This window comes from Microbacterium sp. F51-2R, from assembly GCF_052180235.1.
In the GTDB taxonomy this organism is placed as follows: domain Bacteria; phylum Actinomycetota; class Actinomycetes; order Actinomycetales; family Microbacteriaceae; genus Microbacterium.
The window spans coordinates 2,145,340-2,170,603 of the sequence record NZ_CP197470.1; the positions used below are offsets into that span (position 1 = coordinate 2,145,340).

General features: G+C 71.9%; 24 protein-coding genes and 1 pseudogene. 8 read left to right on the forward strand and 17 right to left on the reverse strand.

The window, feature by feature from the left end; genetic code table 11:
• Positions 1–50: 50 nt before the first annotated feature.
• Genes ACSBPH_RS09520 through ACSBPH_RS09535 form a run of 4 tightly spaced genes read right to left on the reverse strand, consistent with a single transcriptional unit; the run spans position 51 to position 5,383 of the window.
• The gene (locus tag ACSBPH_RS09520; RefSeq protein WP_442574108.1) at positions 51–1,676 is read right to left on the reverse strand and encodes a DUF5597 domain-containing protein; all 1,626 of its coding nucleotides are present in this window, start codon (positions 1,674–1,676) and stop codon (positions 51–53) included.
• Positions 1,673–2,590 carry an alpha/beta hydrolase gene (locus tag ACSBPH_RS09525; RefSeq protein ID WP_442574109.1) on the reverse strand — a complete coding sequence of 306 codons (918 nt, stop codon included), beginning with the start codon at positions 2,588–2,590 and terminating at the stop codon, positions 1,673–1,675. Before ACSBPH_RS09525 ends, ACSBPH_RS09520 begins: the two co-directional genes overlap by 4 nt.
• Positions 2,583–4,061 carry a C-glycoside deglycosidase beta subunit domain-containing protein gene (locus ACSBPH_RS09530; protein WP_442574110.1) on the reverse strand — a complete coding sequence of 493 codons (1,479 nt, stop codon included), beginning with the start codon at positions 4,059–4,061 and terminating at the stop codon, positions 2,583–2,585. The genes ACSBPH_RS09525 and ACSBPH_RS09530 overlap by 8 nt, the downstream gene beginning before the upstream one ends.
• A 17-nt stretch (positions 4,062–4,078) precedes the next feature.
• On the reverse strand, positions 4,079–5,383 hold the full coding sequence (locus ACSBPH_RS09535; protein WP_442574111.1) for a C-glycoside deglycosidase beta subunit domain-containing protein: 1,305 nt from the start codon (positions 5,381–5,383) through the stop codon (positions 4,079–4,081).
• A 224-nt stretch (positions 5,384–5,607) separates the two neighbouring features.
• On the opposite strand from ACSBPH_RS09535, the gene ACSBPH_RS09540 reads away from it, so the two are divergent.
• On the forward strand, positions 5,608–6,558 hold the full coding sequence (locus ACSBPH_RS09540; protein WP_442574112.1) for a LysR family transcriptional regulator: 951 nt from the start codon (positions 5,608–5,610) through the stop codon (positions 6,556–6,558).
• 163 nt (positions 6,559–6,721) lie between these two features.
• On the opposite strand, the gene ACSBPH_RS09545 is transcribed toward ACSBPH_RS09540, so the two are convergent.
• The 10 genes and pseudogenes from ACSBPH_RS09545 to ACSBPH_RS09590 form a co-directional block, all read right to left on the reverse strand.
• Positions 6,722–7,516 (reverse strand): IclR family transcriptional regulator domain-containing protein, encoded by a 795-nt coding sequence (locus ACSBPH_RS09545; RefSeq protein WP_442574113.1) that lies wholly within the window; start codon positions 7,514–7,516, stop codon positions 6,722–6,724.
• 1 nt (position 7,517) lies between these two features.
• Complete coding sequence (locus ACSBPH_RS09550) at positions 7,518–8,687, reverse strand: thiolase family protein (protein WP_442574114.1); 1,170 nt, start codon at positions 8,685–8,687, stop codon at positions 7,518–7,520.
• Between the two features lie 127 nt (positions 8,688–8,814).
• Positions 8,815–9,453, reverse strand: a pseudogene (locus tag ACSBPH_RS09555) (3-oxoacid CoA-transferase subunit B); the annotation flags it as partial.
• Positions 9,450–10,199: a 3-oxoacid CoA-transferase subunit A gene (locus ACSBPH_RS09560; RefSeq protein WP_442574115.1), complete on the reverse strand. Its 750-nt coding sequence runs from the start codon at positions 10,197–10,199 to the stop codon at positions 9,450–9,452. The gene ACSBPH_RS09560 and the pseudogene ACSBPH_RS09555, both read right to left, overlap by 4 nt.
• Positions 10,200–10,535: 336 nt before the next feature.
• Complete coding sequence (gene pcaC / locus ACSBPH_RS09565) at positions 10,536–10,943, reverse strand: 4-carboxymuconolactone decarboxylase (RefSeq protein ID WP_442574116.1); 408 nt, start codon at positions 10,941–10,943, stop codon at positions 10,536–10,538.
• Positions 10,930–11,730 carry an alpha/beta fold hydrolase gene (locus ACSBPH_RS09570; RefSeq protein ID WP_442574117.1) on the reverse strand — a complete coding sequence of 267 codons (801 nt, stop codon included), beginning with the start codon at positions 11,728–11,730 and terminating at the stop codon, positions 10,930–10,932. The genes pcaC and ACSBPH_RS09570 overlap by 14 nt, the downstream gene beginning before the upstream one ends.
• A gap of 45 nt (positions 11,731–11,775) precedes the next feature.
• Positions 11,776–13,125 (reverse strand): lyase family protein, encoded by a 1,350-nt coding sequence (locus ACSBPH_RS09575; protein WP_442574118.1) that lies wholly within the window; start codon positions 13,123–13,125, stop codon positions 11,776–11,778.
• 31 nt (positions 13,126–13,156) lie between these two features.
• A complete protein-coding gene (pcaG, locus tag ACSBPH_RS09580) occupies positions 13,157–13,747 on the reverse strand; it encodes a protocatechuate 3,4-dioxygenase subunit alpha (protein WP_442574119.1) in 591 nt (196 codons plus the stop codon).
• Positions 13,747–14,613, reverse strand: a complete 867-nt coding sequence (gene pcaH / locus ACSBPH_RS09585; protein ID WP_442574120.1) for a protocatechuate 3,4-dioxygenase subunit beta — start codon at positions 14,611–14,613, stop codon at positions 13,747–13,749. The genes pcaG and pcaH overlap by 1 nt, the downstream gene beginning before the upstream one ends.
• A 128-nt stretch (positions 14,614–14,741) precedes the next feature.
• Positions 14,742–15,509: an IclR family transcriptional regulator gene (locus tag ACSBPH_RS09590; RefSeq protein ID WP_442574121.1), complete on the reverse strand. Its 768-nt coding sequence runs from the start codon at positions 15,507–15,509 to the stop codon at positions 14,742–14,744.
• 181 nt (positions 15,510–15,690) lie between these two features.
• Between ACSBPH_RS09590 and ACSBPH_RS09595 the strand changes: the two genes are divergently transcribed.
• From ACSBPH_RS09595 to ACSBPH_RS09605, 3 genes are all read left to right on the forward strand, one after another.
• Positions 15,691–16,449 (forward strand): IclR family transcriptional regulator, encoded by a 759-nt coding sequence (locus ACSBPH_RS09595; protein WP_442574122.1) that lies wholly within the window; start codon positions 15,691–15,693, stop codon positions 16,447–16,449.
• A 150-nt stretch (positions 16,450–16,599) separates the two neighbouring features.
• Positions 16,600–17,787, forward strand: a complete 1,188-nt coding sequence (locus ACSBPH_RS09600; RefSeq protein ID WP_442574123.1) for a 4-hydroxybenzoate 3-monooxygenase — start codon at positions 16,600–16,602, stop codon at positions 17,785–17,787.
• Positions 17,788–18,140: 353 nt separating this feature from the next.
• Positions 18,141–19,340 (forward strand): MFS transporter, encoded by a 1,200-nt coding sequence (locus tag ACSBPH_RS09605; protein WP_442574124.1) that lies wholly within the window; start codon positions 18,141–18,143, stop codon positions 19,338–19,340.
• A gap of 94 nt (positions 19,341–19,434) precedes the next feature.
• Here ACSBPH_RS09605 and ACSBPH_RS09610 read toward each other — a convergent pair whose 3' ends face one another.
• From ACSBPH_RS09610 to ACSBPH_RS09620, 3 genes are read right to left on the reverse strand one after another with little or no spacing between them, the layout of a single operon-like run.
• Positions 19,435–20,922 (reverse strand): aldehyde dehydrogenase family protein, encoded by a 1,488-nt coding sequence (locus ACSBPH_RS09610; RefSeq protein WP_442574125.1) that lies wholly within the window; start codon positions 20,920–20,922, stop codon positions 19,435–19,437.
• A 26-nt stretch (positions 20,923–20,948) separates the two neighbouring features.
• Entirely contained in the window at positions 20,949–21,092 is a 144-nt protein-coding gene (locus ACSBPH_RS09615; RefSeq protein WP_442574126.1) for a hypothetical protein, read from the reverse strand.
• A gap of 26 nt (positions 21,093–21,118) precedes the next feature.
• On the reverse strand, positions 21,119–21,586 hold the full coding sequence (locus ACSBPH_RS09620; RefSeq protein ID WP_442574127.1) for a MarR family winged helix-turn-helix transcriptional regulator: 468 nt from the start codon (positions 21,584–21,586) through the stop codon (positions 21,119–21,121).
• A 113-nt stretch (positions 21,587–21,699) separates the two neighbouring features.
• Here ACSBPH_RS09620 and ACSBPH_RS09625 point away from each other — a divergent pair, with 113 nt between their 5' ends.
• The 4 genes from ACSBPH_RS09625 to ACSBPH_RS09640 are packed head-to-tail and all read left to right on the forward strand — an operon-like array spanning position 21,700 to position 25,213.
• Positions 21,700–22,617, forward strand: a complete 918-nt coding sequence (locus tag ACSBPH_RS09625) for an SDR family oxidoreductase (protein ID WP_442574128.1) — start codon at positions 21,700–21,702, stop codon at positions 22,615–22,617.
• A 38-nt stretch (positions 22,618–22,655) separates the two neighbouring features.
• Complete coding sequence (locus tag ACSBPH_RS09630) at positions 22,656–23,543, forward strand: amidohydrolase family protein (protein WP_442574129.1); 888 nt, start codon at positions 22,656–22,658, stop codon at positions 23,541–23,543.
• A 1-nt stretch (position 23,544) separates the two neighbouring features.
• Positions 23,545–24,738: an acyl-CoA dehydrogenase family protein gene (locus ACSBPH_RS09635; RefSeq protein WP_442574130.1), complete on the forward strand. Its 1,194-nt coding sequence runs from the start codon at positions 23,545–23,547 to the stop codon at positions 24,736–24,738.
• A 22-nt stretch (positions 24,739–24,760) separates the two neighbouring features.
• Complete coding sequence (locus tag ACSBPH_RS09640; protein ID WP_442574131.1) at positions 24,761–25,213, forward strand: MaoC family dehydratase; 453 nt, start codon at positions 24,761–24,763, stop codon at positions 25,211–25,213.
• Positions 25,214–25,264: the final 51 nt, after the last annotated feature.

Genomic DNA, 25,264 nt, shown 5'->3' on the forward strand with positions numbered 1-25,264 from the left:
GAAGCCCCCTCTCGGGACGGACGGCGAGCGCCGGTGGACGTAGCGGGTCGTCAAGATGTCGTCGCCCCCGAGACGCGGACGAGACGGATACGCACGACGCCGACCTCGTCGAGAGGCAGGATGCGCAGGCGTTCATCTCCGTTGAGCGAACGCCCCGGCATCCATGAGCCGTCGACGAAGCATCCCTCCACGACCGAGTCGTACTCCACGACCGAGTCGGCGAGGAAGAAGTCGAGCGTAAGGCCCTGCCCGAAGACGAGGAACGTGTCGTCGCCCTCGTCGAGGATGAGTCCGAACGGGCGCGTGTCGTGGGGGCTGGCGACCGCCGCACCGGGCAGCGTCTCCTCAGGCGGAGACGGCGGAGCGGTGGGATGGCCCACACCCGCGTCGAGCAGCATCCTCTCGAACAGCGCGCGCGTGCCGCGTGCGACGAGTTCGAGGTCACCCACGACCACCCTCTCGGCCTCGGCGTCCGGAGGCAGGACGACGGCGGTCAGTCGTCCCTCCTGCTGAGCGGCGACGAGCACGGACTCGATCTGCGTCAGCTGCCCGAGCAGCTGCGAGACCTGACTGCCGACCCGGATGTCTTCCAGCCCGAAGGCCGACCACCCCACGGCGCCCGCCGCGAGCGAGGTCGCGATGTCTCCTACGCGCACGCGGCACTCGGGAACGAACAGCGCCCGATCGGCGGAGGCGTATGTGCGCACCACCGGTGCTGCCTCGTCGACATAGATGTCGGGGCACAGCATCGCCAGCGACGGCGCACCCGCCCGCCAGACGTCGAGCACCCGAGACCCGGGACCGCCGCAGGGATACTGCCCTGCGCGGTCTTGCCCCGGCTGAGGTCCGAGCCATGCGTTCGCGTACAGCGGGAGGGGCCAGATGCCGGCGGCGCGACGGGCGAGCGACTCCACATAGGTGGAGAAGGCCCAGGCCATGAACACCTCGTCGGCTTCCCATCCGTCGCCGAGGACCTCCGACCACGTCCCCGACGCCGGCGCGCCGCGCGCCTCCCACAGGCCCCGCGCGGTCGACTCCTGCGCGGACCCTCGCAGGAACTCGAGGAAGTCGTCCGGGACCGGCGAACGCCACGCGACCTCGGCGATCGCGGAGCGGTCCCTGCTGTCGGCGAGCAGACCCACCTCGTTCTCCACCTGGAGGAGTGCGACGCGGTCCCGGAAGGGATGCACCGCGAGGAACCGCACGAACCGCTCGAACGCCGTGGCGTCGGCGTCCCGCAGGGCGGGCGAGAAGACGCTCAGCACGGGCTTGTGCGTCGCGCCCTCGTACGTGAACGGCGGTCGGTCGTGTGCGCCCACCACGGCCCGGGGGAATCGGTCGGCGTCCGCGCGGACCCAGCGGGGCGCATACGTGGAGGCGGCGTTCTTGAAGGCCCCGAACCACAGCACGACCAGACGCAGATCAGCCGTGTGCGCGTGCGTCAGGAGCGCGTCGGCGACCGAGAAGTCGAAGTCGCCCTCCTCCCGCTCGCAGAGGTCCCAGCTCACGGGGGCGATGACGGCGTTCGCCCCGAGAGCCGCCGCGTGCGCGAACGCGCGTGCCGTCGCCTCGGAACTCGATGCCGTGGAGTTGTGGAGCTGGCCCCCGAGAAGGAGGACCGCCTCGCCGTCGAACAGGAGCTGCCGGTTCTCGACGCGCCAGCGCGGGCCGCTCATGCGCGCGACCCGATCCACGCCGCGACCGCCTCGATCGTCGGCAGCGCCGTCGGATCGGCCGGCTCGTTGATGTGGCCGTGGTCGGCTCCGGCCTCGACGCGCAAGACCACCGGCACGCCGGCGTCCTCGAGCTGCTGCGCGAACGCCTCGCCCGAAGGGCGCAGCGCGTCGTGCTCGCACACGAGCACGAACGTCGGCGGAAAGCCCTCGGCCGCGCCGAGCGCCGCGAACGCGTGCGGATCGGCGAGACCCTCCGGCGACCCCGCGAAGTTGACGGCGAGCGCGCCGTGCGGGGAGTCGGCGTCGACCTCGGGGGAAGCGTCGGGCCCGTTCGGGTGCACGACGGGATAGACGAGCACGAGCCCGGCGGGGGCCTCTGACCCGGCATCCCTCAGCCGCGCCGTCGCACCGGCCGTCAGATTGCCGCCCGCACTGGCGCCGCCGAGGAACACGGCGGAGGCCGGCACGCCGAACAGCTCGTCGGCGTGCGCGAGGGCGTGCTGCCACCCGGCGAGCACGTCGTCCGACGGCTCGGGGAAGTGCACCTCGCCGAGGCACTTGACGTAGTCGACGGCGAGCACGGGGATGCCGCGTGCGGCGAGCTCGCGCGCGACCCAGTTCGACTCCGGCATGTCGAGGTGGCCGCCGATGAAGGCGCCGCCGTGCACCCACACGAGGGCGTTTCCGGATGCCTCGGCCCCGGCATCCCGATACAGCCGCGCGGGCACGACCCGGCCGCGCGGTCCGTCGATGCGGACGTCTGTCGTCCCGACGCCTGCGAGGTGCGGGAAGCGTCGCACGAGCGACGCGGTGTCGATGTCGGGACGGGGATCGGCGGGCTCGCCCTGCTCGCGGAAGAGGCGGAGCACCTCGGGGAGCGGGAGCGTGCGGAAGTCGACGTCGGTCTCAGGCATGCGCCGGCACCGCCCGCATCGACGCCCGGATGAGGTCATGCTGCTTGCGCACGAGTACGAGCGGGTCGACCTCGCCGAGCTCGGCGAACGCGTGCCCCTCCCACTCGCTCGACCAGTAGCCGCGATAGCCGCCCTCGACGAACACGCGCACGAGCTCGGGGTAGTCGATCGCCGGCTCCTGGCCGTTCTCGTCGATGTCGTAGAACTTCGCGTGCACGTGGAGGATCTGGGGCATGATGTCGGCCCACTCGCGCGGGTCGACGTGGCCGTGCATGTTGAACGCGAGGTGCGCGAACGATCCGAGCCGGCCGGGGTCGAAGTCGCGGCTGTTCAGGTAGGCGATGAACTCCTGCTGCCGGTCGCGCATCGAGGCATCCGTCGCCCAGATCTGCTGCAGGCGCAGGATCGCCTCGTCGTCGAGCCCCGCTCGCCGGACGGCGCGCAGCAATGTGGGCGACATCGCGTGCATCGTCGACGAGAAGTCGGCGACGAAGCCGAGCAGCGGCGAGTCGAGGTCGGCGTAGACGTCGCGCACCTTGAGGATCTCGGGAGCGTTCGGGCCCATCGGCGCGTGGATCTCGTAGGCGAGCTTGAGCTCGAGGTCTTCCGCGATCGGCAGCAGCCGGCGCAGCAGCTCCGGCTTGGCGCTCTGGATGCGCACGAGGGGGAACCCGAGCTTCTTGGCTCCCCGGAACATCAGCTCGCTGAACTCGAACTCCTCGTCGGGCGTCATGTCGCGGTCGCGGCGCCGGCCCATGTCGAGGTTGGCGCCGAAGGAGCTCTCGTCGAAGCCGTGCCGGTCGAAGGCGGCCCGCCACTGCGCGACGAACTCGTCGGAGACGACGGGGTAGGTCGGCACCATCTGCGAGGCGACGATCTCGATCCCGGGTCCGATGCCGAGCTCGGCCACGCGGTCGAGCAGCGAGTCGAAGTCGTACCAGCCGGCACGGAACTCCGCGCTCGCCGAGTACAGCGTGAGGCCGAGCTTGAAGGGGTCGTCCTCGGTCGCAGCGGGCGGCGGCGCGACCTCCGACGTCGTCGCCAGCGGCGCCTCGTCGCGATCGGTGACCGTCAGCGTGAGCGACTGGCGCACGATGTTCGGCACGTACAGGCCCGGACCGCCGTCCTGGCCGGGCGCGATCTGCATGTAGGGCAGGCGCAGCTCGCCGAAGATCTCGATCTCGTGCTCCTCGCCGAGGGCGACGGGCTCGTTTCGCCGGACGATGAGAGACGGATGCTGCTGCAAGAACCACAGCGTCTCGGTCTGCTGCGGCAGCTCGGCGATGGCGAACCGGCGCCCGTCGAGTTCGAAGGCGAGATCGTCGGCGGCGACCTCGGCTCCGTCGACCGTGACGCGCAGCGTCGAGACCGACGAGAGCCAGAGGCTCCGGTACCAGGGGATCGTGAGCTTCAGCGCGAGACCCTCGGGGTGGGCGCGGAGGCTGTCGTGGGAGATGAGTCCGTTCGGCATGGCAGGTCCTTGTCGTTTCAGTCGAGGGTCGACGCGATCTCGCGCATGATCGAGTGCTGTCGGCGCACCTGCTCGAGGGAGCGCCACGGCTCGCGGACGCCCTCGTATTCGCTCGAGAGGTACCCGGTGTAACCCGCGTCCTTGAGCCCCTGGAGGACGGGCCGCCACGGGATCTGCTGATCCTCGCGGTTCTCGTCGATGTCGTGGAACTTCGCCTGCACGAACACGACGTACTCGCCGATCGCGGCGAGGTCGGCGGGATCCACGCCGATCCCGTCGAGGAACGCGGGACGCGTCTCGCGGGTCTCGCCGGGGCGGAGCGGGATCGGCCGGTCCTGGAAGATGCCGGTGTCGATCAGCAGGCCGAAGTGCTTCGTGCCGGTGCGCTGAATGAGGTCGATGTAGTCGTCGACGACGGGGTGCTTGATCGGCGTCGGCGAGTGGATCTCGGGTGCGATGACGACGTCGAGCTCGGCGGCGAGGTCGAGGCTGCGCTCGACCGACTCGGTCCAGATCGGGTGCGGGACGAGGTCGCTGGTCACGACGCCGATCTTCGGCCGCACGAACCGGAAGCCGAGCCGCTTGGCGAGACGGAGGTCGCGCTGCAGCGCCGCGGCGCCCTCGGCCGCCGTCATGTCGCGGCCGTTCGCGCCGCTGGAGTGCAGGCGCGTGTCGATCCACGACCCCATGTTCGTGGGTTCGAGCCCGTAGACGTCGAGGAGCCGGAACCACTCGTCGACCCACGCGCTCGACGGGTCGGGGTAGCCCGGCACGTGCCCCTCGCCCAGGATCTCGATGCCCGTCGCGCCGAGGTCGGCGATCGCTGCCATCGCCGTGTCGAGGCCGAGCACCGTGGTGAAGTCGTCGGTGTAGCTGTAGAGGCTCACGCCGTACCGGAACGGGCCGCCGTCGTTCTCGGATGTCAGGGTGACCCAGCGGGATGCCCGCGTGCGGCTCGGCTGGTGCTCGATGGGGATGTACGACGCGCGCAGCAGCACCTCCACCGAGACCTCGTGGGTGCCCTCCGGCAGGCCGCCGGGGAACGGCACGGTGACCACCGCCGCCTCCTCGAGCGGCCAGCGCACGTCGTCGGAGTCCCACAGCTGCGCGAGCGTGTAGGTCTGACCCCCGAACGTCCACAGCGGCACGTCGTGCGGCACGTCGACGAGATCGCCCACGCGCACCGAGATGCCGTCGATGAGCGACGCGTACAGCCCGCGGTAGTTGGGGATGCGCACGCGCAGCTGGAAGCCCGTGACCTCCCCGCCCTCTCGCACATTGCGGAATCCCGTGGACTGGATGAGATCTCTCTCGAGAAGCATCGATGCTCCCTTTCGTCGGGGCGCGGCGTGGCCCGGCGCTCCATGGCGTCTCCTCCACGCTAACAGCATTAGTTCTTTTCAGGCATAAGTAGGACGGATGCACACATTACGACGACGGATGCCGCGGCATCCGTCGACTATCGCTGCGGGCGATGCGACCTCTCAACGGCATAGATTGCGTTGATACACTCGTGGTCAGCCTCGTACCGAAGGATCACACCGCCGTGACCGATCAACCGCTTCTTTCTCGGCTCGACCTCAACCTGCTCGTCGCGCTCGACGCCCTCCTCACGGAGCGGAGTGTCACGCGCGCCGCGGAGCGGCTGCACCTCAGCCAGCCGGCTCTGAGCGCCTCGCTCGCGCGGCTGCGCACGCACTTCAACGACCCGATCCTCGCCCGGCGCGGCAACACCTACGAGCTGACCCCGCTCGCCCTGCGACTGACCGAGCACACCACGACGGCGCTCGACGCCGCCCGCCGGGTCTTCGAGAGCCAGGCGATCTGGACGCCGCACGACTCGACGCGCGAGTTCTCGATCTACGGCTCGGACTACGGGTTCGCGACGATCGGCAAGGCCGTCTCGCGCCTGGCCGCGCAGGAGGCGCCGGGAGTGCGCTTCCGGTTCATGCTGCACAACCCCTCGATCGTCGACGACGCCCTCAACCGCCTCCGGGCGGCGGACGGCATGGTGATCCCGCACGGCCACCTGACCGAGCTCCCGTACATGGACCTGTGGCGCGACGGCTGGGTGGTCGTCGCCTCCGAGTCCAACGACCAGGTCGGCGACGTGCTGACGATGGAGACGCTCGGCCTGCTCTCGTGGGTCTTCACCTTCCAGACGCGGACGGCCTTCACCTCCGCCGCGCGCCAGCTGCAGCAGCTCGGCATCGAGCCCCGGGTCGAGGCCGTCGTCGAGAGCTTCCTCGCGCTCCCCCACTTCATCGCCGGCACCGACCGGCTGGGGCTCATCCAGGCCGGCCTGTCGGACTACGCCTCGAGCGTGCCCGGCATCCGCGTGCTGCAGCCCCCGTTCGACGCCACCCCGGTCGTCAACGCCCTGTGGTGGCATCCGGTGCACGGCCGCGATCCCGAGCACACGTGGATGCGCGGGCTCTTCGAGCAGGCCGCGGCGCAGGTGTCGGAGGGCCCGGGCGCCCTCGTCGAGCGCGTCTGACCGGCCGGGTGCTTCCCGGCGGCCCTCGCCGCGCGCGGGGCGCGCGCCCTGCCCTTCGCCGTGCGCGGAGCGGAGGTTCTCACGGGAAGGGCGGGCCGCAGCACGGCGTGTCGGCCCTCCCGTCCGGTGAGATCCTCCCTTCCCGCGGCGGCTCGCGCGCCCCTCAGACCAGGCGCAGGTCGGCGTCGATGGCGGCGGCCGTCCGCAGGAGCGCCGGCACGTACGCCTCGACGAGGTGCTCGACCGAGTCGCGGGTCGCACTCGTCGAGACGTTGAGGGCGGCCACGACCGCTCCCCCTCGTCCGTGCAGAGGCGCGGCGACCGACCGCAGGCCGGGTTCGAGCTCGCCGTCGACGAGCGCCCAGCCCTGCTCGCGCACCTGCGCGAGCTCCCGGCGGAGGGCGGCGGCGTCGGTGAGCGTCCGCTCGGTGAGCTTCTCGAGAACGGATGCCTCGACCGCGGCGGCCGCGGCATCCTCCCCCGCTGCGGCCAGGAGCACACGCCCCATGCTCGTCGCATAGGCCGGGAAGCGCGTGCCGATCGTGATGCGCACGCTCATGATGCGCCGCGTCGGGACCCTCGCGATGTAGACGATGTCGGCGCCGTCGAGCACGGCGGCCGAGACGCTCTCGCTCACCTCGCGCGAGAGGAGCTCGAGGTGGGGCTGCACGATCTCGGGGAGCGAGAGTGACGAGAGGTAGCCGAAGCCGAGCTCGAGCACGCGCGGGGTCAGGGCGTAGGTGCGGTTCGCACCCTCGCCGCTGCCCCGCACGTACCCGAGCGTCTCGAGCGTGCGCAGGAACCGCCGCGCCGCCGCGCGTGGCATGTCGCTGCGCCGGGCGACGTCGCTGAGGCTCAGCTGCGCGTCACCCTCGCCGAACGCCCGGATCACCGCGAGTCCGCGGGCGAAGGATTGGACGAAGTCGGCGGATGCCGCGGCATCCGTCCCTTCGTCCATCTCAGCGCTCGAGCACGACGGCGAGGCCCTGGCCGACGCCGATGCAGATCGCGGCGACCGCGACTCCTCCGCCCCGGCGCTTCAGCTCGTGCGCGGCGTGACCGATGATGCGGCCGCCGGAGGCGCCGAGCGGATGGCCGATCGCGATCGCGCCCCCGTGGATGTTGACCTTCTCGGGGTCGAGGTCGCTCCACAGCTGCAGGCACGCGAGGCTCTGCGAGGCGAAAGCCTCGTTGAGCTCGACGACGTCGACGTCGGCCCACGTGCGACCGGCCCGCGCGAGCGCGCGGTTGGCGGCCTCGACGGGCGCGACGCCGAACACATCAGGGTCGTTGCCGAAGACGCCGCGACCTGCGATGCGGGCGAGGGGCTCGGCATCCACCGTCCCCTCCCCGCCGAGGAGCACGGCCGACGCGCCGTCGTTGATCGGCGAGGAGTTGCCGGCCGTGACCGAGCCGTCCTTCGCGAAGAGCGCGCGCAGGCCGCCGAGCTTCTCGAGCGTCGTGTCGTCGCGGATCCCCTCGTCGCGCGCGAGCTCGGCGCCCGGCACCTGCACGACCTCACCGTCGTACACCCCCGCCGCCCACGCGTCGGCGGCGAGGCGGTGGCTGCGGAGGGCGAAGGCGTCCTGAGCCTCGCGCGAGATGGCGTAGATCTCGGCGAGCTTCTCGGCCGACTCGCCGTTGGAGATCGTCCACTCGCGCGGAAGCGCGGGGTTCACCATGCGCCAGCCGATCGCCGTGTTCCACAGCGTCTGGTTGCCGACGGCGGGGAAGGGCTTCGACGACTTCTCGACGACGAAGGGCGCGCGGCTCATCGACTCGACGCCGCCCGCGAGGATGACATCGGCGTCTCCGGCCTCGATCGCGCGCGAGCCCTGGATGACCGCCTCGACGGACGATCCGCACAGGCGGTTGACCGTGGCACCGGGAACGGATGTCGGGAACCCCGCCAGCAGCGCGCCGAAACGTGCGACGTTGCGGTTGTCCTCGCCCGCCTGATTGGCATCGCCGAAGATGACGTCGTCGATGCGGGCGGGGTCGAGGCCCGTGCGCTCGACGGCGGCCTTCATGACGACGGCGGCGAGGTCGTCGGGCCGGACGCCCGAGAGCGCGCCGCCCGCGCGGCCGAACGGCGTACGGACGGCGTCGTAGATGTAGGAGGAGGTCATGTCAGTTCCCTTCGCTCGGGATGCCGGGGGTCGAGGGTGATTCGTGGGGCGCCTGGCGCGCCGTTCCCGGCTCCTGCGACGCCTGGGGCGCCGGGGTCGCCCGGGGCGCCGTTCCCGGCTCCTGCGGCGCCGGCATGAGCCGCAGCCCGGTGAGCTCGGCGAGCGACTCGACGGTGTTGTCGCCGAACGCCTCGCGCACGGCGAAGCCGTCGGGTGTCACGTCGAAGACCGCGTGGTCGGTGTAGACGCGGCTCACGCACGCCACGCCCGTGAGCGGATAGCTGCAGGCGGCGACGAGCTTGGACTCGCCCGTCTTGGTCAGGAGGTCGGTCATGACGTAGACGGCCTTCGCGCCGATCGCGAGGTCCATCGCGCCGCCGACGGCGGGGATCGCGCCGGGCGCGCCGGTCGACCAGTTGGCCAGGTCGCCGGTCTCGCTCACCTGGAACGCGCCCAGCACGCACACGTCGAGGTGGCCGCCGCGCATCATTCCGAACGAGTCGGCGTGGTGGAAGAAGGCCGCACCGTCGAGCGCCGTGACCGCCTGCTTCCCGGCGTTGATGAGATCGGGATCGACCTGCTCGCGGTCGGGCGCGGGGCCCATCCCGAGCAGGCCGTTCTCGGTGTGGAGGATGATCTCCTGGTCGGCGGGCAGGTAGTTCGCGACGAGGGTCGGCGCGCCGATCCCGAGGTTCACGTACGAGCCCTCGGCGATGTCGGCCGCGATGCGCGCGGCGAGTTCCTCGCGGGTGATGCGCGTGGTCACTTGTCGCCCTCCTCGGTCGTGGCGAGCGGGCGGCCTTCGAGGTCGACACCGCCGACGAACTGTCCATCCTTCAGCCAGCGTCGCTCGCCGACGGCGACGACGCGGTCGACGAAGATGCCGGGCGTGACGACCGTCTCGGGGTCGAGCGATCCGAGGGGCACGACCTCGTCGACCTGCACGATCGTCGTGGTCGCGGCCGACGCCATGATCGGGCCGAAGTTGCGCGCGGTCTCGCGGTAGACGAGGTTGCCCCAGCGGTCGGCCTTCAGAGCGCCGACCAGCGCGAAGTCCGCCTTGATCGGATACTCCAGCACGTACTGCCGGCCGTCGATCTCGCGCGCCTCCTTGCCTTCGGCGAGCTCTGTGCCGACGCCGGTCGGCGAGAAGAACCCGCCGATCCCCGCACCCGCGGCGCGGATCCGCTCGGCGAGGTTCCCCTGCGGCACGAGCTCGAGCTCGATCTTGCCCTCGCGATAGAGGCCGTCGAACACCCACGAGTCGGACTGGCGGGGGAACGAGCACACGATCTTGCGGACGCGCCCCTTGGCCAGCAGCGCCGCCAGCCCCGTGTCGCCGTTGCCCGCGTTGTTGTTGATGATCGTGAGGTCGGCCGCGCCCTGCTCGATGAGCGCGTCGATCAGCTCGACCGGCTGTCCGGCTCGCCCGAACCCCCCGATCATGACGGTCGAACCGTCGGGGATGCCGGCGACGGCGGCCGCGGCATCCGGAACAGTCTTGTCGATCACTCGGACTCCCGGTTCGTTGTGCGAACGCACGTTCGCAGGATGGTTCACTGCGAACATACCGCGGATGCCGCGCCCCGGCCGCGATGGTCCCGTTCGGTGGGACTCCGGGCCATCGTGGGAGAGCCCGGGGCGCGCGGGACGGGAGCGCCAGGCGTCGGCGCGGTGCCTGGGCCCGCGGGACGGGAGGTTGTCGCGGGAAGGGAGGTCCGCGGCACGGCGTGTCGGCCCTCCCTTCCGGTCAGACCCTCCCGTCCCGCGGGCACGGCAGGGCCGGGCAGGGCCGGGCAGGGCCGGGCAGGCCTGGGCAGGGCAGCCCTCCTCAGGGCAACCCAGGTCTCAGGCCGTCGCGTCCTCGCCGAAGACCTGCGACGCGATGCGGAACGCCGTGTTCGCGGCGGGAACCCCCGAGTACACCGCCGACTGCAGGATGACCTCGCGGATCTCGTCCACAGTGAGCCCGTTGCGCAGCGCCGCGCGCAGGTGCATCGCGAGCTCCTCGTGGTGTCCGTGCGCGATGAGCGAGGTCAGCACGGCGACGGAGCGCGAGCGCCGGTCGAGCCCGGGCCGCGACCACACGTCTCCCCACGCGACGCGCGTGATGAAGTCCTGGAAGTCGCCGGTCAGCTCGGTCGTGTTCGCGATCGCCCGGTCGACGTGCTCGTCCGAGAGCACCTCGCGCCGCACGCGCATTCCCTGCTCCCACCGCTCGGCGTCGGTGAGTCCGTCTCCGTCAGGCCGCGGCATCCGTCTCTCCCTTCGTGACCTCGTCGAAGAAGCGCAAGAGGACGGCTGCCGTCTCTGCGGCGTCGTCGGCCGGAGGGAGATGGGATGCCTCGGCAAGCCCCACCGCACGGCCGTCGCGCACGCCTTCGGCGATGACGCGGAGCGACTCCTCGGGCGTCACCGCGTCGTGGGCTCCCCACACCGCGAGCACGGGCACGGCGATGTCGCCGAGGCGCTCCCGCACGTCGTACTGCGCGAGCGCCTCGCAGCACAGGGCGTAGCTCTCGTCGTCGGCGCCCTGCAGAGCGTGCAGGAGCCGGCCCGTGATGACCGGATTGCGCTCGATCGATCCGGGCGCGAACCACCGCTGCGCCGACTGGATGATGAGGCTCGAGGTGCTCTGCGCGCGCACCTGAGCCGCGCGGTCGATCCAGCCCTGCGGCGCGCCGAGTTCCGCGCCGGAGGCGATGATCGCGGCGGCGCGGACGAGATCCGGATGCCGCAGCATCAGCTCGAGGCCGACGGCTCCGCCGAGCGAGACACCCGCGTAGAGGACGCGCCGCTCGCCGAGCTGCGCGACGGCCTCGGCGACGGCGTCGGCGATCTCGCCGATCGTGAACGGCTCGCGCGCCGGCGCGGCGGCACCGTGGCCGGGCAGATCGGCCACGGCGACGCGGTAGCGCGCGGCGAGTGCGGGCAGCGCGTCTTCCCACAGGACGCTCGACGTGCCGAGGGAGGCGCCCAGCACGAGCAGGGGCGCACCGTCGGGGCCGACGGGATCGGTGAGGGCGATGGGTGGTGTCGTCACGATTCCTCGTTCTCGGGTGGTCGGGCCTCGGTGTCGGGGACGACCTCAGGGGGCGCGCAGGGTCTCGTTCTCGGGCGAGGCGACGCCGTCGACGAGGTCGCCGGCAAGGCCCGTGTAGTTCGCGGGGTCGAGCAGCGCACCGACGTCGACCGCCGACGCGCCCTGCTCGACGAGCGCCTCGTCGATGAGGGCCTCGAGGTCTTCGCCTTCGCCCGCCGCGCGGACGATGGCCGCCACGCGCGGAACCCCGAGCACGGGGCCCAGCACGATCGACAGCCGCTCCGCGAGGATGAGCCCGCGGGTGGCGCCGAGGTTGCGCGCGACGGCGGCGGCGTCGACCCGCAGCCCCTGAGCGAGCGAGGCGGCGTGCGCGGACGCGCCGAGCGCGAGGCGCAGGAGCTCGCGCAGCGTCGGCCACTCGGCGTGCCACGCTCCGTCGGGGCGTTCGTCGACGGCGAGCGCGGCCGCGAGGTGCAGGGTCGCGCCGAGCTGCGGCGCGCGCAGCGCGGCGGAGCGGATGAGGACGGATGCCGCGGGGTTCCGCTTCTGCGGCATCGCGGACGACCCGCCACCCGACCCCTCGCGCAGCTCGCCGATCTCGGTGCGCGAGAGCGTCGCGACGTCGGCGGCGATGACCCCGACGGCGTCGATCGCCTGCACGAGGGCATCGCCGAGCTCGGTCACCGGCCAGCGCGTCGTGTGCCACGGCGCCTCGGGCGCGGCAAGGCCCACGACCTCGGCGTACGCGGCGGGAAGGCGGGCCGCGGCATCGGTCCCCGCGATCTCCACGAGCGCGGCGAGCGTTCCCGCGGCGCCGCCGAGCTGAGAGGGCAGAGCGCGTGTCGCATCATCGAGGCGGGCAGCCGCTCGGCGGACCCCGCGGAGCCAGTTCGCGGCGCGCAGGCCCACGGTCGTCGGCACGGCGTGCTGCGTGAGCGTGCGGCCGGCGGCGACGTCGTCGCGGTGGGCGCGCGCGAACGCGGCGAGCGCCTCGGCGGTCTCGTGGAGCGAGCCCGCGACGAGATCGGACGCATCGCGCGCGACGAGCATGAGGGCGGTGTCGAGGATGTCCTGGCTCGTCGCGCCGCGATGCATCCACGTCTTCGCCTCGCCGGGCACGCGATCCTTCAGCTGCGCGACGAGCGGGATCACGGGGTTGCCTCCGGCGACGGATGCCTCGGCCAGCGCCGCGGCATCGATCGGCGCCGCGGCGTTGAGACCTGCCTGCACGGCGTCCGCCGTGCCCGCCGGCGCCGCGCCGACCGCCTCGTGCGCGCGGACGAGCGCCACCTCGGCGTGCACGAGCGCGGCGAGGAACGCAGCATCCGTCACCGCCTCGTCGTTGCCCACGGCAACGGGTGTCAGCAGACCGACGTCGACCGGCGACTCGCTCACATCGGGCCCTTTCGTCCGGGAGTCGCGCGTGTCAGAACGTCAGGAAGACCGTCTCCCGCTCGCCCTGCAGACGGATGTCGAAGTGCAGCGATCCGTCCGCCCCGCGCGTCGCGACGAGCGTAGCGCGCTCGCTCTCGTCGAGGGACGACAGCAGCGGGTCGGCGGCGAGACGCTCGGCGTCTTCGGGGAGATAGATGCGGGTGTGGAGCTTGTTCGGCAGTCCGCGGGCGAAGACGACCGCCGCGAAGAAAGGAGCCTCGCCGTCGACCGAGCCGGGATTGCGCGTCCAGAACTCGAAGTGGCCCTCGTCGTTCGTGTGCGAGCGGCCGAAGCCCGTGAACGTGTGGTCGTCGCGGCGGCGGGATCCCCGGCCGCGCGGGATCGACCCGTCGGTGTCGGCGCCCCAGATCTCGATGCAGGCGTCGGGGATGGGGTGTCCCGCGCCGTCGTAGACGGTGCCCTCGAGCACGATCGCGCCGGCCGAGTGGGGGAATGCCACCTCGTGCATCTTCGGGTAGTTGAGGCCGAAGGCGAAGAAGGGTCCGATCGTCTGGCCCGACGTCGGCTCGTGGGTCTTGGCCGGACGGTCATCCAGCGCGGCGGAGCTGTCGTGCGTGCTCATCAGGCTTCTCCTCCCTCGGGCTCGAACCACGTGGCGTCGGGACCGTCGACGACGATGTCCCAGCGGTAGCCCATCGAGAACTCGGGCACCGTGAGGTCGTGGTCGTAGCTCGCGATGAGGCGGTCGCGGTCCTTCTGGCTGCGGATCGTGTTGTAGATCGGGTCGAGCGGGAAGAGCGGGTCGCCGGGGAAGTACACCTGCGTGATGATCCGCTGCGTGAACGCCGACCCGAAGACCGAGAAGTGGATGTGCGCGGGCCGCCAGGCGTTGATGTGGTTCTTCCACGGGTACGGGCCCGGCTTGATCGTCGTGAACTTCCAGTAGCCGTCGTCGTTCGTCACGATGCGGCCGGCGCCGGTGAAGTTCGGGTCGAGCGGAGCCGGGTGCTGATCGCGCTGGTGGATGTACCGGCCGGCGGCGTTGGCCTGCCAGATCTCGACGAGCTGGTTGCGCAGCGGGCGGCCCCACGAGTCGAGCAGGCGCCCCTCGATCGTCATCCGCTCGCCCTGCGGCTCGCCCGTGTGCTGCAGCGTCAGATCGGACTCGATCAGGGCGACGTCGCGCTGGCCGTAGGCGGGCGACCACAGCTCGATGGTCTCGGGGTCGACCAGGCGCGGGTTCTTCGTCGGGTGGCGCAGGATGCTCGATCGGTACGGAGCGAAGTCGTACAGCGTCGACGGCACGCGCTCGCCCGCAGCCAGGCGCCGCTCGGCGTCGGCGTGGAGATCGTTGATCTCCTGCGTGATCTGGTTCTGCGTCGGCATGTCGTGTGACGCGAGGAGCGTCTCGGGTGCGGCGACGGTCTGGTCGAGCACGACGGAGGACGAGAACGCCTCCTGCTCGCTGGCATCGGAGTCGACGGTCATGAAGTCCCCTTCGACGGTTCACGTGGTCGGGTTCAGCGTCGCACCGGGTCGGGGCCATCCCCCAGACCGATCCCGCTCAGTGGGAATCGATCGCTGGGGTTCGCTCGGCGGGGGCGGGGTCGGTTCGCTCAGCGGGAGTCGGCGAGGAGGGCGGCACGGGTGTCGCGTGCCGCCTGCACGACGAGGGGTCCGAGGCGGCGCTCGTCGGCGCGGGCGAGGTGCACGACGACGCCGATCGCCGCGGGCGGGAGGCCGTCGACGGGGCCGAGGGCGGCCGCGACCGAGACGTTGCCGAGGGTCATCTCCTCGTGCGTCGTGGCGTAGCCGCGGGCGCGGGTGCGTTCGAGGTCGAGCCGCAGCTCGGCCTCCGACGTGATCGAGTGGGTCGTCTCGCGCTCGAGGGGCGTCGCGAAGAACCCCTCCAGCCACAGCGCGTCGCGCGTGGCGAGAAGCGCCTTGCCGACGCCCGTGGTGTGCAGCGGATGCCGCCCGCCCATGCGGCTGAGGGTCGGGATCGACCCCGTGCCGGTCAGGCGCCCGACGTAGAGCGCCGAGGCGGTCGCGGGGGTCGGGGCGTCGAGCACCGCGAGGTGGACGTTCTCGCCCGTCGCCTCGTAGAGCCGCAGCATGTGCGGGAGCGCCGTCTCGCGCAGCTGCAGCGACAGGGGCGAGAGCTCGCCGAGCTCCCACAGCCGCACGCCGATCGTGTAGCGGTGGCCGGGCGCGCGAGTGAGCAGGCCGAACTCCGTGAGCGCGGACAGCAGCCGGTGCAGCGACGAGCTCGGCAGCTTCGTCAGCTCGCCCAGGCGAGCGGCCGACAGCGCGGGCTCGTCGTCGGTGAAGCACTGCAGCACGCGCATGGCACGGGCCAGCATGCCTTCTCCGTCGTCGGCCACGGTTCCTCCTGCGTCCGAGGCTACCGGGGCGCGACGCGCGGGGTGGGGAGTGCGCGACGCGTGGCATCCCACGCGGCGTGGGGAGTGCGCGACGCGTGGCATCCCACGCGGCGTGGGGAGTGCGCGACGCGTGGCATCCCACGCGGCGTGGGGAGTGCGCGACGCGTGGCATCCTGGGCGCATGGCCAACTCGCCGTCGGGCGACTCGATGACGCAGCGGCTCGTGCGGGTGCTCGAGACCTTCACGGCCGAGCGGACGATCCAGACGGCCTCCGAGATCGGCCGCCACGCCGGGCTCCCCTCCTCGACGGCGCACCGCCTCGTCGACGAGCTCGTCGCCGAGGGTCTCCTCGACCGCGACGACGACCACCGCGTGCGTCTCGGTCTGCGGCTGTGGGAGCTGGCCCTGCGCGGCTCGCGCGCTCTGCGCCTCCGGCAGGCGGCGCTCCCCTCGATGGAGCGGATCCAGGCCCGCGTGCGCGAGCACACGCAGCTTGCGGTGCTCGAGCAGGATTCGGCCCTCTTCCTCGAGCGCCTGTCGCACCCCGAGGCGGGGGCGAACATCACCCGGGTCGCCGGGCGCCTGCCGCTCCACGCGTCGTCGTCCGGGCTCGTGCTGCTCGCCTACGCCGACCCCGCGCTGCAGGAACGCGTCTTCGCAGGGCCGCTGCCCGCTCTCGCCCCCGAGACGACGACGGATGCCGCGTCCCTCCGCCGCACGCTGGCCGAGATCCGTCGGCGGGGGTTCGTGGTCTCGCCCGGCTCGGTCGAGGCGGTCTCGACGGGTGTCGCCGTGCCGGTCCGCGACGAGACCGGCGAGGTCGTCGCGGCACTCTCGGTCGTCCTCCCGCGCGAGACTCCGCCCGAGGTCGCGATCGCGGAACTGCTGCGCGCGACCCGCGACATCCGCGCCGCCCTCAGCGCCCGCCCCCGCCGCTGACCTCCGGTCCCCGGGCGGGCGAAGCGAGAGGAGGGGACGAGCCCGAACCTCCGAGGCACATTGTTTCCCATTCATCAGGAAGGACTGCGCACCCGTCGAACGCCCCGTCGCACACTGGGTCGCAGCATCCGCCCGTCGAAGGAGACGCCCATGACCGCCACCGTTCGCACCCGCGTCGCGATCGTCGGCGCCGGCCCCGCCGGCCTGCTGCTGTCGCACCTGCTCGATGCCGCCGGAATCGAATCTGTTGTCATCGACCAGCGCTCGCGCGAAGAGATCGAGACGACGATCCGCGCCGGCATCCTCGAGGAGGGCACGGTCGACGTGCTGTCGTCGTCGGGCGCGTCCGACCGGGTCGTCACCGCGGCCAACCGGCACGAGGGCATCGAACTGCGCTTCGCGGGCCAGGGCCATCGCATCGACTTCGCCGCACTCGTCGGGCGGGCGGTCTACCTCTACCCGCAGCACGAGGTGCTGAAAGACCTCATCAAGGCGCGCCTCGCCGCAGGGCAGGACCTCCGCTTCGGGGTCACCGCGCAGCGCATCGAGGGCGCCGACACCGACCGGCCCGCCGTCATCGCAGTCGACGCCGACGGACAGGCGCTCACGATCGAGGCCGAGTTCGTCGTCGGCGCCGACGGTTCACGCAGCGTCGCGCGCGCCGCCGTGACGGGCTCGTCGACCGGCGGATACTTCCGCGAATACCCCTTCGCCTGGTTCGGCATCCTCTGCGAAGCGCCGCCCAGCTCCGAAGAGCTCATCTACAGCAACTCCCCCGACGGCTTCGCGCTCATCAGCCAGCGAAGCGCCACCGTGCAGCGCATGTACTTCCAGTGCGATCCCGAGGCCGACCCGAACGCGTACTCCGAGGCGCAGCTGTGGGACGAGCTGCAGAAGCGCGTCCCCGGCACGACGCTCAAGGAGGGCCCGATCTTCCAGCGCGACGTCCTGCGGTTCCGCAGCTTCGTCGCGCACGAGCTGCGCAAGGGCCGCGTCGCCCTCATCGGCGACGCCGCCCACACCGTGCCGCCGACGGGAGCGAAGGGCATGAACCTCGCGGTCGCCGACGTGGTCGTGCTCGAGAAGGCGCTGCGCGCGCTGCTCCTGGAGGGCGACGCGCGCCTGCTCGACGCCTTCCCCGAGAAGGCGCTGCACCGCATCTGGAAGGCCCAGCACTTCTCCTGGTGGATGACGAGCATGCTGCATGTGGCTCCGGATGCCTCGGACTTCGACCGTCATCGCCAGCTCGGCGAGCTGCGCTCCGTCGTGGAGTCGGAGCACGGCCGCGCCTACCTCGCCGAGGCCTACACGGGGTGGCCCCTCGAGGGCCTCGGCTGACCCCGCCGCCCCGGCCCGGCTGGCCCGGCGCACGGCGGAGGTCACGGAGGTAGGAGTCCGCGCGAGCGTAGGACGAATCCCGGCGCCGGGGTCCTACCCCGGCTCCATCTCCTACGCTCGTGCCGCCCCGCCCGACACGGCCCGGCTGGCCCGGCGCGCGGCGGAGGTCACGGAGGTAGGAGTCCGCGCGAGCGTAGGACGAATCCCGGCGCCGGGGTCCTACCCCGGCGCCATCTCCTACGCTCGTGCCGCCCCGCCCTCCGCGCCCGCCGGGCCCACCCCGCGACCTGCCGCCCCCCGCGCCCTGCCCCCCACGCCGAACCACCCGCGCCGGGGTGTAGAGTCCGGTACCTATGGGCGAAGGGAAGCGGACTCCGGCAATCGTCGCCCTCGTCGTGGCGACATGCCTCGTCGCGGCGAACATGCGGCCGACGATCACGGCCGTCGGGCCGCTCCTCGGCCAGATCGGCGACGAGACGGGGCTCTCACCGACTCTCCTCGGCCTGCTCGGCGCCGTGCCGCTCATCACCTGGGCCCTCATCTCGCCGCTCGCCCACGAGCTCAGTCGCCGGTTCGGGATGTCGCGTGCCGTGACCTGGTCGCTCGTCGTCCTCGCGCTCGGCACTGTCGTGCGGTCCGTTCCCGGCCCCACGGCGAGCCTCTGGATCGGCACCGTCATCATCGGCGCCGCGCTCGCGATCGTGAACGTGCTCATGCCCGCGGCCATCAAGCGCGACTTCCCGCGGCGCGTGCCCGCCATGATGGCGGTCTACACGGCCCTGCTGGGCGGTGTCGGCGCGATCGCCTCGGGCGTCGCGGTGCCGGTCTCCCACGTCGATCTCCCCGGCGGCGAGGCCGGATGGCGGTTCGCCCTCCTCGTCATCGGCCTCGCGCTCCTCCCCTTCGCGATCGGCTCGTGGGCGTGGGCGACCCGCGGAGCCCGGGCACCCGCCGGCACGGCCGGCGCACGCGGACGCACGGGCATCTGGTCGGATCCGGTCGCGTGGACGGTCGCGGCCTACATGGGGTTCCAGGCATCCACCTTCTACATGCTGCTGACCTGGCTCGCCTCGATCTCGGCGTCCACCGGGCGAAGCGCCGTCGTCGCCGGCATCGACGTCATGATCTACCAGATCTTCTCGCTCGTCGGCTCCCTCGTCGTGCCGCTCGTGCTGCGCGGCGGCGCGGAGCGCTGGGTGCCGGCGCTCATCCCCACGCTCGGCATCATCGGCGTCATCGGACTGATGGCGGCGCCGGACGCGATCATCGCGTGGGTCGTCCTGATCGGGCTGTCCTCGGGCGCCTCGCTCGGCATGACGCTGACCCTCATGGCCCAGCGCGCGCGCGACCACGACGCGTCGGCGGCCCTGTCGGGCATGGCGCAGTCGATCGGGTACGTGTTCGCGGCGCTCGGGCCCGTGCTCTTCGGCTGGGTGCACGCGACCGTCGGCGGCTGGGTCGCGCCCCTCGTGCTCGTGCTCGTCGTGCTCGTCGCGCAATCCGTGACGGGTGTCTTCGCGGGTCGCGACCGCCACGTCCTCGAGCCGCGCTGAGGCGCGGCATCCGTCACTCCGCGAGAACGCGCGGATGCCGTCGAACCGTTCCCGGCGTTGACATCCGCGCGTTCCGGCGCGCCGCGTGCGCGCGTCAGAGCGGGTACTGACCCGGCTCGCGCCGCAGGGTGATCCAGCGCGTCTCGGTGAACGCGTCGATGTTGGCCTGCGCGCCGCCGTGCCGCGAGCCCGTGCCCGAGGCGCCGGTGCCGCCGAAGGGGCTGTTCGCCTCGTCGTTGACCGTCTGATCGTTGATGTGCACGATGCCCGTCGGGATGCGCTGGGCCATCGCGAGCGCCGTCATGACATCCCGGCTCACGATGCCGAGCGCGAGGCCGTACTCGGTCGCCGCGGCGAGTTCGACGGCCTCGTCGTCGGTCGAGTAGGGGACGACGGATGCCACGGGCCCGAAGACCTCGTCATGGTAGGCCGCCGCATCACGCGGCGTGTTGGCGAGCACCGTCGGACGGTAGAACAGGCCGTCGTAGTCGCCGCCTGCGCGCAGCTCGGCGCCCTGTGCGACGGCGTCCTGCACGAGGGTGTGCACGCGGTCGCGCTGGACCTCGTCGATGAGCGGCCCGAGGTGCACCTGTCCGGCGGCGGGGTCGCCCACGACCATCGAGTCGGCCTTCGCGCTCAGCTTGGCGACGTACTCGTCGAAGATCGACTCGTGGACGATGTGCCGGCCGACGGTCATGCAGATCTGGCCCTGGTGCAGGTAGGAGCCCCACGTCGCGAGATTGACGGCCTGGTCGACGTCGGCGTCCTCGCGCACGATGTAGGCGGAGTTGCCGCCGAGCTCGAGGTGGGCGCGCTTGAGGTGCCGCCCCGCGAGCTCGCCGACGATGCGGCCGGCGCGGGTCGAGCCCGTGAAGGCGATGACGGCGACGTTCGGGTCGGTCACCATGGCCTGGCCGACCTCGGCTCCGCCGGGGACGAGCTGGAGGAGTCCGGCGGGAAGTCCCGCCTCCTCGAAGATGCGCACCATCGAGACGCCGCCCGTGACGACCGTGCGCGGATCGGGCTTGAGCAGCACGGCATTGCCGAGCGCGAGGGCGGGTGCGACCGCGCGGATTCCGAGGATGAGCGGCACGTTGAAGGGCGAGATGACGCCCACGACGCCGACGGGCACCTGCTGCGCGAGCGAGAGGCGCGGCTCCTCGCTCGACAGGATCGAACCGAGGGGCGCCGACGGCAGAGACGCGGCCTCGTAGCACTCCGCCGCCGTCACGTGCAGCGCGAAGCCCGCGAGCGGCGGGATGGCGCCGACCTCCCGCACGTTCCAGCCCATGATCTCGTCGGCGTGCTGCTCCCAGAGCTGAGCGGCGTGGCGGAGCACCGCGGCGCGCACGGGATGGGGCGTCGCGGCCCATTCCTTCTGAGCCCGCGCGGCTCCGGCGGCCGCACGGGCGACATCGGCCGGTGACGCCATGCCGACCGTGGCGATGGTCTCGCCGGTCGCGGGCGCGACGGAGGCGATCTCGCCGCCTCCCGCGGCGACCCATTCGCCGTCGATGTGGATGCGACCGCGGAACGCGGCTTCGTCGATGAGGGATGCTGTCGCCTCGACAGTGGTGGACATCGTCGTTCCTTCCTCGGGTGAGCGCGTCAGCCGGTGCTGCGCGCGAGTCGGTGTGCTCGTCTGCCGGGAGTGCTGTCGGCCCAGCCCTTGCGGACGACGCGGATCGCATCGGAGGCCAGCTCGACTCCATCTTCGAACGGCGCGCGCCAGATCGCGAGCATGTCCGCCACACCGTCGCCGACCGCGGGGCCGCGGCTCAGCGCGGGTAGGCGATGCGCCCGAGGAGGTCGGCGAGACGCCGGCGGTCCTCCTCATCGACGTCGCCGTGCAGCACGCGCTCGGCGGCACTCGTGGCGGCGGAGGCCGCCGTGTGCAGAGCGCGTCCCTCGTCTGTCGCGACCACGACATTGGCGCGGCGGTCGGCCGGGTCGGGCCGGCGCTCGACGAGCCCCCGCTTCTCGAGCTCGTCGATGAGGGCGACGACCTGACTCGGGTCGAGGCGCAGGAACTCCGACAGGTCGCGCTGCGTCGGCCGCACATCGCCCGCCGCCAGCGCGAGCACCGAGAACGACCGCACCTTGAGCCCGAATGGCGCGAGGGCGGCGTTGCCGGCGGTGACCGAGAGGGCGTTGGCTCGAGCGAGGAGGAAGCTGATGTCGGATCCGAGCCCGCTCTCGCGGAGGCGCTCAGACGTGCTGCGCGCGATCTCGGGCTTCGTCGACATGGGGAGACTCTACCAAAGAGTGAGATCGACAACCATTGACTTTTTCAATCAATCTGTGCTGTCATGATCGCGGGCACTCGATGCCCTCCGCAGCGCGTCACGAAGGAGATCGCATGGAACTCGACGGCAAAGTCGCCATCGTCACGGGATCGGGTCGAGGACTCGGCCTCGCCTACGCGCAGGAGCTCGCCCGCCAGGGCGCTGCGGTGGTCGTCAACGACGTCGACGCCGACGCGGCAGCGGCCGCCGTCGCGTCGATCGAGTCGGCAGGCGGCCGAGCGGTCGCCGTCGTCGCCCCGGTCGGCCCCACCGAGACGGCCAGGCAGCTCGTGCAGACCGCCGTCGACACCTACGGCGGCCTCGACATCCTCGTCACCAACGCCGGCGTCCTCCGCGACACGGTGCTGTGGAAGATGAGCGACGACGACTTCGACACCGTGATCGGCATCCACCTCCGCGGCACGTTCACGTGCGTGCGCGAGGCGGCGACCTACATGCGCGAGAACGGGGTCGCGGGGCGCATCATCTGCATCGGCTCCCCCACGGGGCAGCGCGGCAACTTCGGCCAGACCAACTACGCGGCGGCCAAGTCCGGCATCGTCGGCATGGTGCGCACGTGGGCCCTCGAGCTCAAGCGCGCGAACATCGCGGTGAACGCCGTGATCCCCGTCGCCGCCACGGCGATGACCGCAACGGTCCCCTACTTCGCCGCGGCCGTCGAGGCCGAGGCGAAGGGCGAGCCGATGCCGGCGTTCTTCCGCCACGACCTCGGCTTCGGGACGTCGGACGACGTCGCGGGGCTCATCGCATATCTCGCGTCGGATGCCGCGGCCGGCGTCTCGGGTCAGGCCATCGGCGTCGGCGGCGACCGCCTGCAGCTGTGGTCGCACCCCGAGCCCGTGCACACGGCCTACCACGACGGCGGCTGGACCTTCCAGAGCCTGGCGGCGGAGTTCCCCGCCTTCATCGAGGGCAACCAGCAGTCGGTGGGCGAGAAGTTCCCGCCCCTCCCCGACGACCTGCAGCGCTGAGCCACCCTCGCGCGCGACGAAGCGACAGGCAGCACGCCATGACCACCCGCTACGAACCCGCCATCGATGTGAGCGCCCTCACGGCGATCGACGTGCACGTGCACATCGAGGTCGACGACCACGGGCATCATTCCCTCCCGGACGATCTCGTCGAGGCCGCGTCGCGCTACTTCTCGGCCGACGGCCCCCGGCCCGATCTCGACTCGGTCGCGGCCTACTACCGCGAGCGCCGCATGGCCGCCGTCGTCTTCACGGTCGATGCCGAGACCCAGCTGGGGCATGCCCCCGTGTCGAGCGCCGAGATCGCCGAGGGCGCAGCCCGCAACAACGACGTCCTCATCCCGTTCGGATCGGTCGACCCGCACCGGCACGATGCGGTCGAGCGCGCACGGCGGCTCGTGGCGGAGCACGGCGTGCGCGGCTTCAAGTTCCACCCCACCGTCCAGGGGTTCGATCCGAGCGACGAGCGTCACTATCCGCTGTACGAGGCGATTCAGGATGCCGCGGTCCCCGCGCTCTTCCACACCGGCCAGACCGGGATCGGCGCCGGGCTCCCCGGCGGTCGCGGCCTGCGTCTGGGCCTGTCCAACCCCATGCTTCTCGACCCCGTCGCGGCGGACTTCCCCGAGCTGCAGATCATCATGGCCCACCCCTCGGTCCCGTGGCAGGACGAAGCGCTCTCGGTCGCGACCCACAAGCACAACACGTGGATCGACCTCTCCGGGTGGAGCCCGAAGTACTTCCCCGAGACGCTCGTGCGGGCCGCCAACTCCTACCTCAAGACCCGCGTGCTCTTCGGGTCGGACTTCCCGCTCCTGACCCCCGACCGCTGGCAGCGCGACGCCGCGACGACCGCGCTCAAGCCGGAGGTCATGCCCGGCATCCTCAAGGACAACGCCGTGCGGCTCCTCGGGCTGGGCGGCTGACATGCCCGCTCTCGAGGCCGACGCGACCTTCGGGTTCGATCCCTACGCCATCGCCGCGGCGCACCTGAGCCCGGCGGCGCGTCGCGCCCTCGACCGGCTGCAGCACACTCTCGACGCTGACATCCGCCCGCTCCTCGCCGACGCGTGGGAGACCGCGACGATGCCGGCAGAGGTGCTGGACGCCCTCATCCCCCTCGACCTCATGCAGCCGGAGGGGATGGATGCCGCGGAGACGCGTTCGAGCCTCTACTGCGGCTTGCGCAACTACGTCCTGGCGCGCACCGACGTGTCGGTCGCGACGCTCTACAACGCGCAGTCCGGGCTCTTCCGCACGGCCCTCGCGCTCGGCGGGTCGCCCGCGCAGGCCGAGGAGCTCGATCCGCTGGTGCGCAGCTTCGCGCTCAAGGGCGTCTTCGCGCTGACCGAGCCCGACCACGGCTCCGACATCGCGGGCGGTCTTTCGACCACCGCGCGGCGCGACGGCGACTCGTGGGTGATCGACGGCGTCAAGACCTGGATCGGCGGGGCCGCGGCATCCGATGTCCTCGTGGTCTTCGCCCGCGATGCCGAGGATCACGCGGTGAAGGCCTTCCTCGTGCCCACCGACGCGCACGGCGTGCGGCTCGAGCCGATCACCGGCAAGATCGCGCTGCGCCCGATGCAGAACGCCCGCATCGCCCTGGAGGGCGTGCGGGTGCCCGGGTCGGCGCGGCTGCAGCGGGTGAACGGGTGGCGAGACGTCGCCGGCATCCTCCGCGCGATGAGGTCGGATGTCGCGTGGATCGCCGCGGGGCTGCAGGCGGGGATGCTCGATGCCGCCGTGCGCTACGCGCGGGAGCGGCGGCAGTTCGACCGGCCCCTCGGCGGGTTCCAGCTCGTGCAGGAGAAGCTCGCCCGGATGCTGGGCAACACCGCCGCCTCCCTCTCCCTCGTCGTGCAGCTGAGCCTGCACCAGGACCGATCCGGCGTCTTCGCCGACGAGAACTCGGCGCTGGCCAAGATGCAGACGGCGCGGCTCGCGCGCGAGACCGTGGCGCTCGGCCGCGAGCTCCTCGGCGGCAACGGCATCCTGCTCGAGCACGACGCGGCCCGGTTCTTCGCCGACGCCGAAGCCGTGTACTCGTACGAAGGCACGCACGAGATCAACGCCCTCATCGTCGGCCGCGCGCTCACCGGCGCGTCGGCCTTCGTCTGACCCACCCATCGAAGGAGAACCCATGACCACCACCGTCGACTACGCCGATGTCGCAGGCCTCGCCGGGACCGACCTCGGCTGGACCGAGTGGCTTGAAGTGACGCAGGACCGCGTCGACCTCTTCGCCGACGCCACCGACGACCACCAGTGGATCCACGTCGATCCCGACCGCGCGGCCGCGGGGCCCTTCGGCGCTCCGATCGCGCACGGGTTCCTCACTCTGTCGCTCACCGTGAAGTTCTGGTCGGAGCTGTTCGACGTGACCGGCGTCACGACGCGCGTCAACTACGGACTCGACAAGGTGCGCTTCGTCTCGCCCGTCAAGGTCGGCGCGCGCGTGCGCATGAACGCCGTCGTCGCCGAGGTCACCGAGGTGCGCGGGGGCTACCAGTTCGCCGTCGACCAGACCATCGAGATCGAGGGCTCCGACAAGCCCGCCGTCGTGGCGCGCGGGCTGTACCGGTTCTACGCCTGACCGGCCCGCCCACCTCGCCCCCGCTCGACCCCGCACGCTCGACCCCGCACG

Coding starts and splice junctions, on each gene's coding strand:
- ACSBPH_RS09520 (WP_442574108.1), bottom strand. CDS start 1,676: ATGAGCGGCCCGCGCTGGCGCGTCGAGAACCGGCAGCTCCTGTTCGAC.
- ACSBPH_RS09605 (WP_442574124.1), top strand. CDS start 18,141: ATGGGCGAAGGGAAGCGGACTCCGGCAATCGTCGCCCTCGTCGTGGCG.
- ACSBPH_RS09545 (WP_442574113.1), bottom strand. CDS start 7,516: ATGGACGAAGGGACGGATGCCGCGGCATCCGCCGACTTCGTCCAATCC.
- ACSBPH_RS09640 (WP_442574131.1), top strand. CDS start 24,761: ATGACCACCACCGTCGACTACGCCGATGTCGCAGGCCTCGCCGGGACC.
- pcaG (WP_442574119.1), bottom strand. CDS start 13,747: ATGAGCACGCACGACAGCTCCGCCGCGCTGGATGACCGTCCGGCCAAG.
- ACSBPH_RS09610 (WP_442574125.1), bottom strand. CDS start 20,922: ATGTCCACCACTGTCGAGGCGACAGCATCCCTCATCGACGAAGCCGCG.
- ACSBPH_RS09625 (WP_442574128.1), top strand. CDS start 21,700: ATGGAACTCGACGGCAAAGTCGCCATCGTCACGGGATCGGGTCGAGGA.
- ACSBPH_RS09600 (WP_442574123.1), top strand. CDS start 16,600: ATGACCGCCACCGTTCGCACCCGCGTCGCGATCGTCGGCGCCGGCCCC.
- pcaH (WP_442574120.1), bottom strand. CDS start 14,613: ATGACCGTCGACTCCGATGCCAGCGAGCAGGAGGCGTTCTCGTCCTCC.
- ACSBPH_RS09595 (WP_442574122.1), top strand. CDS start 15,691: ATGGCCAACTCGCCGTCGGGCGACTCGATGACGCAGCGGCTCGTGCGG.
- ACSBPH_RS09535 (WP_442574111.1), bottom strand. CDS start 5,383: ATGCTTCTCGAGAGAGATCTCATCCAGTCCACGGGATTCCGCAATGTG.
- ACSBPH_RS09525 (WP_442574109.1), bottom strand. CDS start 2,590: ATGCCTGAGACCGACGTCGACTTCCGCACGCTCCCGCTCCCCGAGGTG.
- ACSBPH_RS09630 (WP_442574129.1), top strand. CDS start 22,656: ATGACCACCCGCTACGAACCCGCCATCGATGTGAGCGCCCTCACGGCG.
- ACSBPH_RS09530 (WP_442574110.1), bottom strand. CDS start 4,061: ATGCCGAACGGACTCATCTCCCACGACAGCCTCCGCGCCCACCCCGAG.
- ACSBPH_RS09550 (WP_442574114.1), bottom strand. CDS start 8,687: ATGACCTCCTCCTACATCTACGACGCCGTCCGTACGCCGTTCGGCCGC.
- pcaC (WP_442574116.1), bottom strand. CDS start 10,943: ATGCCGCGGCCTGACGGAGACGGACTCACCGACGCCGAGCGGTGGGAG.
- ACSBPH_RS09620 (WP_442574127.1), bottom strand. CDS start 21,586: ATGTCGACGAAGCCCGAGATCGCGCGCAGCACGTCTGAGCGCCTCCGC.
- ACSBPH_RS09635 (WP_442574130.1), top strand. CDS start 23,545: ATGCCCGCTCTCGAGGCCGACGCGACCTTCGGGTTCGATCCCTACGCC.